This is a genomic window from Mesorhizobium sp. M0239 (assembly GCF_040321815.1).
Classification (GTDB): Bacteria; Pseudomonadota; Alphaproteobacteria; order Rhizobiales; family Rhizobiaceae; genus Mesorhizobium.
On sequence record NZ_JAMYSG010000037.1, the window covers coordinates 24974 to 38295 of the forward strand.

Genomic DNA, 13322 nt, shown 5'->3' on the forward strand with positions numbered 1-13322 from the left:
TGAAGGAACACAAGGTCGACAATGACCAAGCTCACCATGCGTCCTTCACCCGCCCTGCTTCGTGCCGAAATCGACCTTCGGCGGCTGCATCTTGTCTTCGGCGACGGTGAAATTGGCAAAGGGCTCGTTGCCGCGGAACCAGAAGGTCGCCCACAGCACCGAGGGAAAGGTCCTCAGCGTCAGATTGTAGTCCCTGACCGCCTGGATGTAGTCGCGCCGCGACACCGCGATGCGGTTCTCGGTGCCTTCGAGCTGGGCTTGCAGCGCCAGGAAATTCTGATTGGCCTTGAGGTCGGGATAGGCCTCCGAGACCGCGATCAGCCGCGACAGCGCGCTGGTCAGCCCCGCCTGGGCATCCTGAAACTTCTTGAGGGCTTCGGGATCCTTCAGCGTTTCCGGTGTTACCGTGATCTGCGTTGCCTTGGCGCGTGCCTCGACCACCGCGTCGAGCGTATCCTTTTCGTGCGAGGCATAACCCTTCACCGTCTCGACCAGGTTGGGGATGAGGTCGGCGCGGCGCTGATACTGGTTCAGCACCTCGCTCCATGCCGCCCTGGCGTTTTCTTCCGCTGTGGGGATGGTGTTGTAGCCGCAGCCGGCAAGCAGCGGCAGCACGATCGCCATCATCAGGAAGGCGGGCAGCGTGCGGAACGTGGACGGCGAGGCAAGGCGCTGGGCAAACATGATGGGGTCCCTCGGTAGAAGTTGCACGCGAAGCATTACCACAATCAGCGCGCAAGAAAACCGCCCGGGCCGGCAGCCCTCGCCTGGCATGCCCAATGCCGCTGCAAGGCTCTGTGATTGGCCGTACGAACGCGATAAGGTCCTGCAAAACGGGACATCATCATGGCGGAGCACCAGGACAGCGAGAAGGAATCGCGCCGTATCCTCGAGCGCATCGCGCACGAGACGGATCCGGCCGGCAACTCGTTTGTGTCGCGGGCCGGGAAAGGCATGCACGATCACGTCACTGCGGCCGATGCCGATCGTGCCGATCCGATCGAGGTCTGGGGCACCCGCTTTGGCCGCACGCTCGGCCTGCTGCTGGCGCTGGGCCTGATGGTCTGGCTCGTGCTTTACGTCATCCGGGGCAGTTAGGAATCAAACGACAATGAGCGCCGAACAAACCGACGCGCCGCGTGCGGTCATCGTCATTTCCAGCCATGTCGCGCGCGGTTCGGTCGGCAACCGTGCCGCCGTCTTTGCGCTGGAGACCCTGGGTTTCCCTGTCTGGGCGGTGCCGACCGTCATCCTGCCCTGGCATCCCGGCCATGGCCGGGCAACGCGCATCGTGCCGCCGCTCGACCAGTTCAAGGCGCTGATGGCCGATCTCGAGCGGGCGCCATGGCTGGGTGAGGTCGGCGCCGTGTTGTCCGGCTATCTCGGCGAGGCCGGCCAGGCCGAGGCCGTCGCTTCGCTGGTCGCCGCGGTGAAAGTAAGGACGCCCGGCGCCGTCTATATCTGCGATCCGGTGATGGGTGATTCGGGCGGCCTCTATGTGCCCGAGCCCACCGCCATAGCCATGCGCGACCGGCTGATGCCGATCGCCGACATAGCCACCCCCAACCGCTACGAACTGGAGTGGATGGCCGGCGCCGCGTTGCCCGACCTGAAATCGGTGATCGCGGCCGCACTCGACGCCGGGCCATCGACCATGCTGGTCACCTCGGCGCCGTCGATGATGACGGGCGGCACCGGCAATCTGCTGCTCGATAGCAGCCAGGCGCTGCTCGCCGAACATCGCCTGATCGACAAGCCGCCGAATGGCCTGGGCGATCTGACGGCGGCCGTCTATCTGGCACGTATTCTGTCCGGCCAGCCGCCGATCAAGGCGCTGCAATCGACGACGGCGGCGGTCTACGAGATCCTGGCGCGCACCGCCAAGCGCGGCGGCGACGAACTGCAGCTCGAAACCGATGCGCAGAGCCTGTCGCATCCGATGGCGATGGTCCAGCTTCGCCACCTCACACATCCGGGGCGGGGCCGCCGGGCGTGACATCGACCGAGGCTGTGCTGGTCGGCGTCGACGGCTGCAAAGCCGGCTGGATTTCTGTCAGGCGCACTCCCGGTTCGGCACCTTCCGTCGCTGTCTTTGCCACCTTCACAGCCCTGCTTGCCTCACTCCCCGACGAGGTCGTCATCGCTGTCGACATGCCGATCGGCCTGCCCGAATTTTCCAGCAAGGGCGGTCGCGGACCGGAGGCGCTGGTGCGGCCGTTGCTTGGGGCCCGCCAATCCAGCGTCTTCTCGATCCCCTCCCGCGCCGCGCTCTATGCCGACACCAACGGCTTCACCACCATCGAAGCCTGGTATGCCGCGCACATCAGGGCAAGCGAGGTGGCCATGACCACATCCGACCCGCCGCGTGGCGTCTCGATCCAGGCCTTCGGCATTTTTGCCTAGATTCGCGAGATCGACGCCCTGCTGATCGCGCGACCCGATTTGCGCGGCCGCGTCTACGAATCGCATCCGGAAGTCGCTTTCTGCCGCTTGAACGGCGATCAGGCCATGCAACTGCCGAAGAAGATCAAGGGCAGCATCAATCCGGCCGGCATGGCGGAACGCAAGGCTCTGCTTTGCCGGCATGGCTATGAGACGGGCTTTCTCGACCAGCCGCCACCGCGCGGCGCAGCCGCCGATGATTTCCTCGACGCGGCCGCAATGATGCTGATCGCCGGTCGCATCGCCAGCGGGGAGGCACGGCCGCTGCCCGACCCGCCGGGCCGCGACAGCTTTGGCATTCCTGTCGCCATCTGGGCGTAACGCTGTTGGCCAAGGTTGCGCTCGATGCATGGCATTTCTAGCCAGCCCTCATAATTCTGCATTGCTCGCGACCGGCTTTTGCCGCTAGAGCCTCTCTAGACCGCAACGAGCTGCCGCATCCAACCCGGAAAGGCTCCAGACGCCGCCCATGTCCCATCTCCCTGAACATCTTATCGCCGGCTACCGCAATTTCATGAATGGCCGCTATCTCACAGAGAGCGGGCGCTATCGCGATCTCGCTCGGGAAGGCCAGGCGCCGGAGACGATGATCGTCGCGTGCTGCGATTCGCGTTCGGCGCCCGAGGCGATCTTCGACGCCGGGCCCGGCGAACTCTTCGTGCTGCGCAATGTCGGCAATCTGGTGCCGCCCTATGCTCCCGACGGCGAGTTCCATTCGACCTCGGCGGCGCTTGAATTCGCCGTGCAGAGCCTCAAGGTCAAGAACATCGTCGTCATGGGCCATGGCCGCTGCGGCGGCATCCGTGCAGCGCTCGACACCAATTCAGCGCCGCTTTCGCCGGGCGACTTCATCGGCAAGTGGATGAGCCTGATCGCGCCGGCGGCCGAAACCGTCTCCTCCAGCACCTTCATGACCGCGTCGGAGCGCCAGACCGCGCTGGAGCGCATCTCGATCCGCTATTCCATCGCCAATCTCCGGACCTTTCCCTGCGTCTCGATTCTCGAGGGCAAGGGGCGACTGTCGCTGCATGGGGCCTGGTTCGATATCTCGACCGGCGAACTCTGGACGATGAACAAGGAGACCGGCGATTTCGAACGGCCGGAGCTGGGATGAACACAGCGGCGCGCAAGGTGGTGAACATCAGGTCGGCCGCTTTGACGGCGGCCGCGCTGCTGATAGCGATTATTGCCGCCCGCGCCGATGATCGTGCTCTCATCAGCCGCTGGTATTCGGCGCTGCTGGTCGCCGACCGCACCGAACTGTCCGACCTGCTCGCCGACGATGTCCGCATCAAGCTGGACGACCTCGGCATCGTGCAAAGCAAGCAGGAATTCATCGCTTCGATCGACGAGTGGAAAGGTGCGGTTGCCGGTGCGGCAATCCGGCACAGGGTCGAGAAAAGCGAAGGCGGCGTCACCACGGTGGTCGCCTGCTACGATTTCCCCAACAACGACATGCTGATGCACGAAACCTTCGCGGTAATCGACAACCGCATCACCGCCAGTTCGCAAGCCACGATCGCCGGGAACTGCGACGGCTTCTGAGGCCGATCTCGGCCAAATCGGCATATTGCGGGCCCGCCAGCCGCGCCCTACATCGGGTACCACCCACCTGCCTGCCCTCACCAGCGAAAGACTGTCCATGCCTTCCACGAAAGCCGTCGACCTCGCCGCCCATCCGCTGACCGCGTGGCAAGGGCCGCTCGGCCTGCCCGATTTCACGCGCATTGGCGACGGCGACTTCTCCCCGGTCTTCGACGCGGCGCTGAAGGCGCACGAGGCCGAGATCGAGGCGATCGCCGGCTGCAAGGATGCGCCGACCATCGAGAACACGCTTGCCGCGCTGGAACTCGGCGGCGAAGCGCTCGACCGCGTCTCGTCGATCTTCTGGTGCCGCGCCGGCGCCTACACCAACGAGACGATCCAGGCGCTGGAGCGCGACATCTCGCCGAAAATGTCCAGGCATTTCTCGGCGATTTCGATGAATGAGCGGCTGTTTGCCCGCATCGACGATCTCTACCAGCGCCGCGAGAGCCTGAAGCTCGACGCAGAGACCCTGCGGGTGCTGGAAAAGACCTGGAAGGGCTTCGTCCGTTCCGGCGCCAAGCTCGATGCCCACGGCAAGAAACGGCTGGCAAGCATCAGCGAGGAATTGTCCTCGCTCGGCACGGCTTTCGGCCAGAATGTTCTGGCCGACGAGCGCGACTGGGCGCTGTTTCTCGATGAAGCCGACCTTATCGGCCTGCCGGATTTCGTGAAAAGCTCCATGGCCGAGGCCGCCGAAATGCGTGGCCAGAAGGGCCGCTATGCCGTCACCCTGTCGCGCTCGATCTACGAGCCGTTCTCGACCTTCTCCGAACGCCGCGATCTGCGCGAGATCGCCTTCCGCGCCTTCACCATGCGTGGCCAGAATGGCGGCGCCACCGACAATACGAACGTGGTGCGCGACATGCTGCGCCTGCGCGCCGAGAAGGCAAAGCTGCTCGGCTACGCCTCCTTCGCCGCGCTGAAGCTCGATGACACCATGGCCAAGACGCCGAAGGCCGTGCACGCGCTGCTCGATCCGGTGTGGGAAAAAGCGCTTGAGAAGGCAGCAAGCGACCAGATCGAATTGCAACGGTTGGCGACGGAGGCCGGCAGCAACGAAAAATTCGCTGCCTGGGACTGGCGTTTCTACCAAGAGAAACTGCGCGCGGAAAAATTCGCCTTCGACGAGGCGGAACTGAAGCCCTATTTGCAGCTCGACCGCATCATCGACGCTTGCTTCGATGTAGCGACACGGTTGTTCGGCATCACCTTCGAAGAGAAAAAGGGCATCGCGGCCTGGCATCCGGATGCCCGCGTCTTCGTGGTGAAGAATGCCGATGGCAGCGAGCGCGGCCTGTTCCTGGCCGACTATTTCGCGCGGCCGTCAAAGCGCTCCGGCGCCTGGATGAGCGCGCTGCAATCCGGCTATAGGCTCGGCCACGGCTCGAAGCCGGTGATCTACAACATCATGAACTTCGCCAAGCCGCCGGTGGGCGAGCCGGCTCTGCTGTCGGTCGATGAGGCCAAAACGCTGTTCCACGAGTTCGGCCATGCGCTGCACGGCATGCTGACCGACGTCACCTGGCCGTCGGTAGCGGGCACCTCGGTCAGCCGCGATTTCGTCGAATTGCCCTCGCAACTTTATGAGCATTGGCTGACCGTGCCGGCGGTGCTGGAAAAACATGCGCTGCACGTCAAGACCGGCAAGCCGATGCCCAAGGCGCTGCTCGACAAGATGCTGGCCGCGCGGACTTTTGGCGCCGGCTTTGCAACAGTAGAGTTCACCGCCTCCGCCTTGATGGACATGGCCTATCACGCGCGGGCGGACGCGCCTGAAGCGCCGCTTCGTTTCGAAGCCGAAACGCTTGCAAACCTGCATATGCCGGACACTATAGCCATGCGTCACCGCACCCCGCATTTCGGCCATGTCTTTTCCGGCGAAGGCTATTCGGCCGGCTACTATTCCTACATGTGGTCGGAAGTGCTCGACGCCGATGCCTTCGCTGCCTTCGAAGAAACCGGAGACCCCTTCAACCCGGCGCTCGCCGAGCGGCTGCGCAAGAACATCTACGCCGCCGGCGGTTCGAAGGATCCGGAGGAGCTTTACACGGCGTTTCGCGGCAAGATGCCGTCGCCGGAAGCGATGATGGTCAAGCGCGGGCTGGTATAGCACCGAATAATCTCCCCCCTCGAGGGGGAGATGGCCGCGAAGCGGCCAGAGGGGGTCGGTCCGACCGGGCTCGACCTCCCGCGGCAGAAGAAGGTTGGCGCTTCACGAGAGACGACCCCCTCTGTCGCCTTCGGCGACATCTCCCCCTCAAGGGGGGAGATTACCAGCATCCTTCCAAGGGTCAGCCACCCTTGGCCACACCGGCCGCGTCAGCTTCTTGTAATCGGTCACCGCCGGATTGCTGGGATACGAACTTGGCGCCGAGACATAGATGATCTCGGCGGCGATCGGCTCGAAGCCGGCGTAGAAATGGTTGGTCGACTTGATCAGCAACACGTCCTTGGCCAGCGGATCGACGCCGATGTTGGAAAAGATATCCGGCTCGAAGGTCTGCGTGCGATTGGTGTTGAGGATGATGTCGACCTCGGTGCCTTCGAGGCGGACCAGCGCCGTCGGCCCGAGCGTCACCCGGCTTGGCCCGAAACTCTGCCAACCCTCCGCAACCGCCTTCAGCACGCGCACGCGCGCGTCGATCGGCTCGCCGGCCTGCGGACCGGCCTTGCCGCCGAAGCGCAGATCGATGACCGCGCCTTCGCCCGCCGCCAGGCAGAAGGTGACCGCGATCGGGTCCCAGATCGTCGCCACGGCGAACCTGTCCAAGCCCCGCGCCAGCATCTGGCGCAGCACGAAGGTGCCGTCGCCGGGAACGCCGCCGCCGGGATTGTCCCAGATGTCGGCGATGACCACCGGCTTGCCCGGATTCTTGCCGCGCACGGCCAACGCTCGGTCGATGCCGTCGGTGGCGCTCAGCATCGTCATCGCCGTCTTTTCCCGCAGCGCATAGAGTTCCCGCCCGAGCCGTGCCGCCAGCGCGTCGCCCTTGGCCTTGTCATTGTCGGTGACGACCAGGATGCGCGTGCCCATCTCGGCCACGTCGGCCGCCATGAAGCCGTGGATGACGGAGACCGACAGCACGCCGTCCTTGCCGTGCAGCGCCTTGATCCGGTCGACGAAAGATCGCATCGGCTCGCGGCTGGTCGGCAGCACCTGGATCATGCGGCAATCGAAGGTCGAGATGACCGGCTTGATCTCGCCCCTCGCCGCCGCAAGCCCAAGCTCGACGACGTGTTCGCCGCGCTCATAGAAATCGGTGTGCGGAAATTCGAGGAAGTAGGCGAGGATGTCGGAGGCCGCCACGCGCTTCGGTGTCAGATGGCTGTGCGGATCGAGTTCCACGGCGATCACCACCTCCGGCCCGACCATTGCGCGAACCCGCTCGAGCAGGTCGCCTTCGCAGTCGTCATAGCCTTGCGCCACCATGGCGCCATGCAGGCCGAGGATGACAGCCTCGACCGGCAGCGCTGCCTCGAGCTGGCCAAGGATCTCGTCGCGCAACGCCTCATAGGTCTGCCGTTGCACCAGACCGCCGGGCTCCGCCCAGGTGGCGGTGCCCTCGATGACATCAAGGCCTTCGGCCGCTGCCCGCCGGCGCAGCGCCACCATCGGCGAGGAGCACAGCGTCGGCGTGTCCGGATGTTTGCCGGGCCCGGCATAGAAGGCCATCTCGAACGAGGCCCTATCGGTCGGCACCGGCGAGAAGGTGTTGGTTTCCGTCGCCAGCGAGGCGGTGAAGATGCGCATGAAAGCTCCGTAGAAAGATAGCGGCTACTTGACCGCTCCGAGCGCCAGCCCGCGAACGAGATAACGCTGTAGCCAGATGAACAGGATGGCCACCGGCAAGGTCGCCAGCAGCGTGGCGGCCATGACGTGATGCCATTCGATGGTGTAGCGGCCGGCGACCAGCGAGAACACCTGGATCGGCAGCGTGTAGCTTTCCTGGCTGCGCAACATGGTGAGCGCCACGACGAATTCGTTCCAGGCATTGATGAAGGTGAAGATCGCCGTCACCGCGATCGCCGGCAGGCAGAGCGGCAGGAACACCTTGCGCAAGGTCAGCCAGCGGCCGGCGCCTTCCATCCAGGCCGCCTCCTCGAGATCGCGCGGAATGGTGTCGAAATAGCTCTGCAGCATCCACACCGTGAAGGCGACGTTGAAGGCCATGTAGATGAAGCCGAGCGCCGTCGTGCTCTCGACCAGGCCCCAGGCCGCCATCAGCCGGAACAGGCCAAGCACCAGCACGATCGGCGAGATCATCTGCGAAATCAGCAGGAACTGGCGCAAGGCGCCGTAGCCGGCAAAGCGGAAGCGCGACATCGCATAGGCCGCCGGAACCGAGATCAGGATGGCGCCGACTGTGGCGATCACAGACACATAGAGCGAATTGAGCAACGCCTGGCCAAAGCCGGTCGCCACCCACATGTCGGAGAAGTTGGACCAGCGGAATTCGCTCGGCCACCAGGTCGGCGACAGCACTTCCTGCCTCGGCTTGACCGCGGTCAGAAACATCACCGCGAAGGGAAATAGCGTCACCACGATCAGCGGCGCCAGCAGCAGCCAGGCGATGATGGAGCGCTTCAGCTTGCCCGTCATGAGCCGATTTGTCATGTGCGTTGCTCCCGCATTGCCAGCCGCACATAGATCATGGTGAAGACCAGCAATATGGCGAACATCACCAGCGACACCGCCGATGCCTCACCCAGTTTGCCGATGCGGAAGGCCAGCTTGTAGAGATGGGTGACCAGGATGTCGGTCGAGTTGGCCGGCCCGCCTTGCGTCATCACCCAGATGATCGGGAAGGAATTGAAGACATAGATGGTGTTGAGCACGATGGCGATGTTGATGAACGGTTTCAGGAGCGGAAAGGTGATCTCGCGGAACTGCTGCAGCGGCGTCGCTCCTTCGAGCGCCGCCGCCTCGTAGAGGTCGTCCGGGATCGACGACAAGCCGCCGAGGAAGATCGTCGTCGTGAACGGCACCGTCACCAGGATGCCGATCAGAACCTGCATCGGAAAAGCGGTCTCCGCGCTCGCCAGCCACTGGATGTTATGGTCGATGAGGCCGAGGCCGATCAGCGCCGAATTCAGCATGCCGCTTTCGCCACTCAGCGCCCAGCGCCAGACCACCGCGGTCATGGTCAGCGACACCGCCCAGGGCAGCATGATGATGACGCGAGCGATGCCGCGGCCATAGAAATCGGTGTTGAGGATCATCGCCACCGGGATCGACAAGAGAAGCGCGCCGCCGACCACCATCACCGTCCATTGGCCGGTGCGCCAGAGCGCGGCCGTGAAATCGGGATCGGCAGCGAGTGCCGCGAAATTGGCGAAGTCGTTGAAGTCGCGAAGCTGGCCGAAGCGGCTGACCTCATGCGTCGAGATCTGGATCAGGTCCCAGACCGGCCAGAAGATGACCACCGCCGCCAGAAACAGGCTGGGCAAGGTCAGGAGATAGGGCAAGAAGCGATTTTGCATCGGCTGGCTTTGTACCGTGTTGCGGGTGGAGATTGGATTGCGCTGGCTTAAGAGATTGACTTAACCCGCCTCGTTCTTCTCAAGGCACCGCTTCAGGATTCCTTGTAACCGTCGGCGCGCCCCTCACCTGCCTGCCCGTCCTCCGCAGCAGTTGCGGAAAGGGGTCCTTCCTCTCCCCCGTCGATCGGGGGAGAGGTGTCGAGCGAAGCTCGACGGAGTGGGGGTCGACCTTTAGACGCAAGGCGAGGCTTATGCTTGCGCCTAGTGCCCTTCCTATGTCCGTACGCGGCGGTTGCCAGGTGGTTCCCCCACTCCGTCTCGGCTTCGCCGAGCCACCTCTCCCCCCTCCGGAGGGAGAGGAAAGGAACCTGGCTGGGGTGGCGCTGACATCGACGAACTGTCCTTCTGCTCAAGTCTGCAAGATGTGGCGCGCCCGCCTGAGCGGAGCGCGCCACGGGCGCAGGGAGATACGCCCTATTTCTTCAGCACGGCCCCTATTTCTTCAGCACGGTGTTGGCCTTCGCCGCCGCTTCCTTCAAGCCCGCCTCGGGGTCGCCGCCGAGATAGATCTTCTGCATGGCGTCCGACGTGATCTGGGCGACCTCCTCCCAGCCCGGAATGACCGGCGCGAAGCGGGCGTCGGGCAGGAGCGCGGTGAACGCCGCCAGATCGGCATTGTTGACGTAGTAGTCCATCTTGGCCTCTTCCTTGTTCACCGGCAGGAAGCCTTCGCCTTGCGTGAACTTGGCGCGCTGCTCCGTGGTGAACAGGAAATCGAGCAGCTTCCAGGCTTCGTCCTTGTTCTTGGAGTTCTTGAACATGATGATGGAATCGGTCACGCCATAAGTGCCGCGCGCGCCGGTCGGTCCAGCGGGAATGGCCGCCACACCGTATTTCAGATTCGGCGCCTCGTCCTTGATCTGGTTGGACAGGAACGGTGCGGTGATCATCATTCCGACCTTGCCCTGCTTGAACAGGTTCTGCACGTCCTCGCGGTTGTTGGAGGTGACGCCGGGTTCGGTCAGGCCTTCGTCGATCATCGACTTGTAGAGCTTGGCGGCTTCAAGCGCACCTGGCGTGCTCAGGCCCGAAGTGCCGTCCTTGTTGAGGATCTCGGTGCCCTGCGACCACATCGCATAATAGTAATAGACGTCGGTCTCGATCTCCTTGCCCTGCAGGCCAAAGCCGAACGTGCCCGACCCCAGCGCCTTGATCTTGCGCGCATCTTCCTGCAGCTCGGTCCAGGTTGCCGGCGGCTTTGCGATACCGGCTTTCTCGAACAGCTCCTTGTTGTAGTACATGGCGCGCGCCGAGGCCGCGATCGGCAGGCCGTAGGTCGTGCCGTCCATGATCGAGGGCGACAGGAAGGTATCGATGAAGCGGTCCTTGAAGTCGGGCTTGATGTAGCCGTCGAGCGGTTCGGCGACATCCTGCTGGACGAAGTCGATCAGCCAGCGCGTGCCGATGATCGACAGATCGGCATTGGTGCCGGCGGTGATGTCGGTGGTCAGCTTCTGCAGCAGCACATCCCACGGCACCACTTCGAACTTGACGGTGATGCCGGGGTTCGCCGCCTCGAATTCCTTCTTGACGTCGGCGAAATAGGGAGCAGTCTTGGCGCTGTACTCGGCCACGGTGACCCGCACCTCGCCCGCATCCGCCTGCGCCGCAATTGCCAGCATGCTCATTCCGGCCATCAGGCCGACAGTCCATTTTGCAAGGCTCATTTGATCTCTCCCATTTGATTTTGCGCCTGCGCGCCTCTTCGTTGCCGGAGCAGAAGATTATGTGACTTTCCTACATTATCGATGATTTGAAGGCTTGCAAGAAGATTATCCTGTTGCTTAATTACATTTACAGGCCTAGGCCTTATGCGATCTGTCAGAACTCCCGGAGGATGACGCACGGTGGTTTCGCAATCCGAGTTCGAAGGCAGGGCCGAGTTCGAAGGCAGGGCCAAGTTCGAAGGCAGGACCGAGTTCGAGGGCAAGACTGTCGTGGTGACGGGTGCTGGCGGCGGCCTCGGCACGGCCATTGTGGCGCTGATGGCGCAAAGGGGCGCCCGGGTCGTTGGCTGCGATCAGTCAAGCGAGGCGCTGAACAGTCCGCACCTTGCCTCCCGCCATGTCTTCGATCTTCTCGACAAGGCATCGATAGCGACGGCGGTCGCCGCGATCCTCGACCGGGATGGCGTGCCCGACATTCTCGTCAACAATGCCGGCTGGACGCGCGCCGAGACGATTTCGGCGCTCGATCCCGACAGAATAGAGCAGGAACTCGACCTCAACCTGACCGGCGTGATGAATTTCGCCGATCCACTGGTCAAGGCGATGGCTAGCCGCGGCTCGGGCAGCGTCGTCTTCATCTCCTCTGTCAACGCCATCGCGCATTTCGGCAATCCGGCCTATGCCGCGGCCAAGGCCGGCATCAACGCCTATGCCAAGGCGATCGCCGTCGAGCTCGGCCGCAGCGGCCTGCGCGCCAATGTCGTCTGCCCGGGATCGATCCGGACCGCCGCCTGGGACCACCGCCTTGCCAAGGATCCCGAAATCCTCGGCAAATTGCAGCGGCTCTATCCGCTCGGCCGCATCGTCAACGCTGCGGAAGTCGCGGAAGCCGTCGCCTTCCTTGCGTCCGATCGCGCATCGGGAATAACAGGCGTGGTGATGCCCGTGGACGCGGGACTGACCGCCGGCTGCCTGCCCTTCATCGACGACATATTGGGAGCGTGAGCATGACCGACGTCGAGTTCCGCGACCTGTCGAAATCCTTCGGGCAGCACAAGATCCTCGAGAACATCAGCCTCGATATCAAGAGCGGCGAGTTCGTCGTCCTGGTCGGCCCGTCCGGCTGCGGCAAGTCGACCTTGCTGCGCATGCTGGCCGGCCTGGAGACGATCACCTCCGGCGACCTGTTGATCGGCGGCGTGCGCGCCAACGCGCTGCCGCCGCAGCAGCGCAACATTGCCATGGTGTTCCAGTCCTATGCGCTGTTCCCGCATCTGAAGGCGTCGGACAATATCGGCTTTGGTCCGAAGATACGCGGCGAGGCGCGCACCGTGGTCGACGAGAAGGTCAAGAAGGCGTCCGGCGTCCTCAATCTCTTCTCCTATCTCGACCGCTACCCCCGCCAGCTGTCGGGCGGCCAGCGTCAGCGCGTCGCCATGGGCCGCGCCATCGTGCGCGAGCCGTCGGTGTTCCTGTTCGACGAGCCCTTGTCCAACCTCGACGCGCAACTGCGCGTGCAGATGCGCGTCGAGATCAAGGCGCTGCACCAGCGGCTGAAATCGACGATCGTCTATGTCACCCACGACCAGATCGAAGCCATGACCATGGCCGACCGCATCGTCGTGATGGACCGGGGCAGGATCCAGCAGGTCGGGGCGCCGCTGGAGCTCTATGACCACCCGGCCAACAAGTTCGTCGCCTCCTTCCTCGGCTCACCGTCGATGAGCTTTGTGTCGGGTTCGCTCAAGACATCATCTGAGAAAAGCTGGTTCGAGTCGGCCGGTGGCGGGCGGCTTGCGCTTGCCGGCAAACAGGTGCCGGCGGGCAGTGCGGTGGAGGCCGGCATCCGGCCCGAACATTTTGTCATCGGCGAGGCTGTCGACGCGATGGCGATCAGGGTGGATGTCGTCGAGCCCACCGGCTCCGAAACCCATGTCTACGGCGCTATCGGTGCTGATACGGTACGTGCCGTGTTCCGTGACAGGGTGCCGGTCAGGCCGGGAGACCTGCTCCCGGTCTCGGTCGATCCCGGCAACATCCATCTGTTCGACAAGGCGACGGGGCTGCCTCTATGAAAATAGCAGC

Annotated in this window: 12 protein-coding genes and 1 pseudogene; 8 read left to right on the plus strand and 5 right to left on the minus strand. The window is 63.7% G+C overall.

Annotation, left to right across the window (positions count from 1 at the left end; all coding sequences use genetic code 11):
• Positions 1-45: 45 nt before the first annotated feature.
• Positions 46-684, minus strand: coding sequence for a LemA family protein (locus NKI99_RS29145; RefSeq protein ID WP_023811716.1), 639 nt, complete (start codon positions 682-684; stop codon positions 46-48).
• Positions 685-846: 162 nt separating this feature from the next.
• Between NKI99_RS29145 and NKI99_RS29150 the strand changes: the two genes are divergently transcribed.
• The 6 genes and pseudogenes from NKI99_RS29150 to NKI99_RS29175 all read left to right on the plus strand — a co-directional run bounded on the left by NKI99_RS29150 (position 847) and on the right by NKI99_RS29175 (position 6139).
• Positions 847-1098: a hypothetical protein gene (locus tag NKI99_RS29150; RefSeq protein WP_352613036.1), complete on the plus strand. Its 252-nt coding sequence runs from the start codon at positions 847-849 to the stop codon at positions 1096-1098.
• A gap of 13 nt (positions 1099-1111) precedes the next feature.
• A complete protein-coding gene (gene pdxY, locus NKI99_RS29155; protein ID WP_352613038.1) occupies positions 1112-1996 on the plus strand; it encodes a pyridoxal kinase PdxY in 885 nt (294 codons plus the stop codon).
• A pseudogene (locus tag NKI99_RS29160) lies at positions 1993-2763 on the plus strand (DUF429 domain-containing protein). Before pdxY ends, NKI99_RS29160 begins: the two are co-directional and overlap by 4 nt.
• Before the next feature lie 148 nt (positions 2764-2911).
• On the plus strand, positions 2912-3556 hold the full coding sequence (locus tag NKI99_RS29165) for a carbonic anhydrase (protein ID WP_352613040.1): 645 nt from the start codon (positions 2912-2914) through the stop codon (positions 3554-3556).
• Positions 3553-3987 (plus strand): nuclear transport factor 2 family protein, encoded by a 435-nt coding sequence (locus tag NKI99_RS29170; protein WP_352613041.1) that lies wholly within the window; start codon positions 3553-3555, stop codon positions 3985-3987. Before NKI99_RS29165 ends, NKI99_RS29170 begins: the two co-directional genes overlap by 4 nt.
• A 97-nt stretch (positions 3988-4084) precedes the next feature.
• A complete protein-coding gene (locus NKI99_RS29175) occupies positions 4085-6139 on the plus strand; it encodes a M3 family metallopeptidase (RefSeq protein WP_352613043.1) in 2055 nt (684 codons plus the stop codon).
• A gap of 147 nt (positions 6140-6286) precedes the next feature.
• On the opposite strand, the gene NKI99_RS29180 is transcribed toward NKI99_RS29175, so the two are convergent.
• The 4 genes from NKI99_RS29180 to NKI99_RS29195 all read right to left on the minus strand — a co-directional run bounded on the left by NKI99_RS29180 (position 6287) and on the right by NKI99_RS29195 (position 11237).
• Positions 6287-7780 (minus strand): M81 family metallopeptidase, encoded by a 1494-nt coding sequence (locus NKI99_RS29180; protein WP_128304092.1) that lies wholly within the window; start codon positions 7778-7780, stop codon positions 6287-6289.
• A gap of 24 nt (positions 7781-7804) precedes the next feature.
• Positions 7805-8629, minus strand: coding sequence for a carbohydrate ABC transporter permease (locus NKI99_RS29185; protein WP_128304144.1), 825 nt, complete (start codon positions 8627-8629; stop codon positions 7805-7807).
• 11 nt (positions 8630-8640) lie between these two features.
• Positions 8641-9510, minus strand: coding sequence for a carbohydrate ABC transporter permease (locus tag NKI99_RS29190; protein ID WP_023811708.1), 870 nt, complete (start codon positions 9508-9510; stop codon positions 8641-8643).
• A 494-nt stretch (positions 9511-10004) separates the two neighbouring features.
• Positions 10005-11237, minus strand: coding sequence for an ABC transporter substrate-binding protein (locus NKI99_RS29195; RefSeq protein ID WP_128304093.1), 1233 nt, complete (start codon positions 11235-11237; stop codon positions 10005-10007).
• 270 nt (positions 11238-11507) lie between these two features.
• Here NKI99_RS29195 and NKI99_RS29200 point away from each other — a divergent pair, with 270 nt between their 5' ends.
• Entirely contained in the window at positions 11508-12242 is a 735-nt protein-coding gene (locus tag NKI99_RS29200; RefSeq protein ID WP_128304145.1) for an SDR family oxidoreductase, read from the plus strand.
• Between the two features lie 2 nt (positions 12243-12244).
• The gene (locus tag NKI99_RS29205) at positions 12245-13312 is read left to right on the plus strand and encodes an ABC transporter ATP-binding protein (RefSeq protein WP_128304094.1); all 1068 of its coding nucleotides are present in this window, start codon (positions 12245-12247) and stop codon (positions 13310-13312) included.
• Positions 13313-13322 lie beyond the last annotated feature (10 nt).

Bases quoted from the DNA above. Each gene is read 5' to 3' on its own strand.
- NKI99_RS29145 (WP_023811716.1), bottom strand. From the start codon at position 684: ATGTTTGCCCAGCGCCTTGCCTCGCCGTCCACGTTCCGCACGCTGCCC.
- NKI99_RS29150 (WP_352613036.1), top strand. From the start codon at position 847: ATGGCGGAGCACCAGGACAGCGAGAAGGAATCGCGCCGTATCCTCGAG.
- pdxY (WP_352613038.1), top strand. From the start codon at position 1,112: ATGAGCGCCGAACAAACCGACGCGCCGCGTGCGGTCATCGTCATTTCC.
- NKI99_RS29165 (WP_352613040.1), top strand. From the start codon at position 2,912: ATGTCCCATCTCCCTGAACATCTTATCGCCGGCTACCGCAATTTCATG.
- NKI99_RS29170 (WP_352613041.1), top strand. From the start codon at position 3,553: ATGAACACAGCGGCGCGCAAGGTGGTGAACATCAGGTCGGCCGCTTTG.
- NKI99_RS29175 (WP_352613043.1), top strand. From the start codon at position 4,085: ATGCCTTCCACGAAAGCCGTCGACCTCGCCGCCCATCCGCTGACCGCG.
- NKI99_RS29180 (WP_128304092.1), bottom strand. From the start codon at position 7,780: ATGCGCATCTTCACCGCCTCGCTGGCGACGGAAACCAACACCTTCTCG.
- NKI99_RS29185 (WP_128304144.1), bottom strand. From the start codon at position 8,629: ATGACGGGCAAGCTGAAGCGCTCCATCATCGCCTGGCTGCTGCTGGCG.
- NKI99_RS29190 (WP_023811708.1), bottom strand. From the start codon at position 9,510: ATGCAAAATCGCTTCTTGCCCTATCTCCTGACCTTGCCCAGCCTGTTT.
- NKI99_RS29195 (WP_128304093.1), bottom strand. From the start codon at position 11,237: ATGAGCCTTGCAAAATGGACTGTCGGCCTGATGGCCGGAATGAGCATG.
- NKI99_RS29205 (WP_128304094.1), top strand. From the start codon at position 12,245: ATGACCGACGTCGAGTTCCGCGACCTGTCGAAATCCTTCGGGCAGCAC.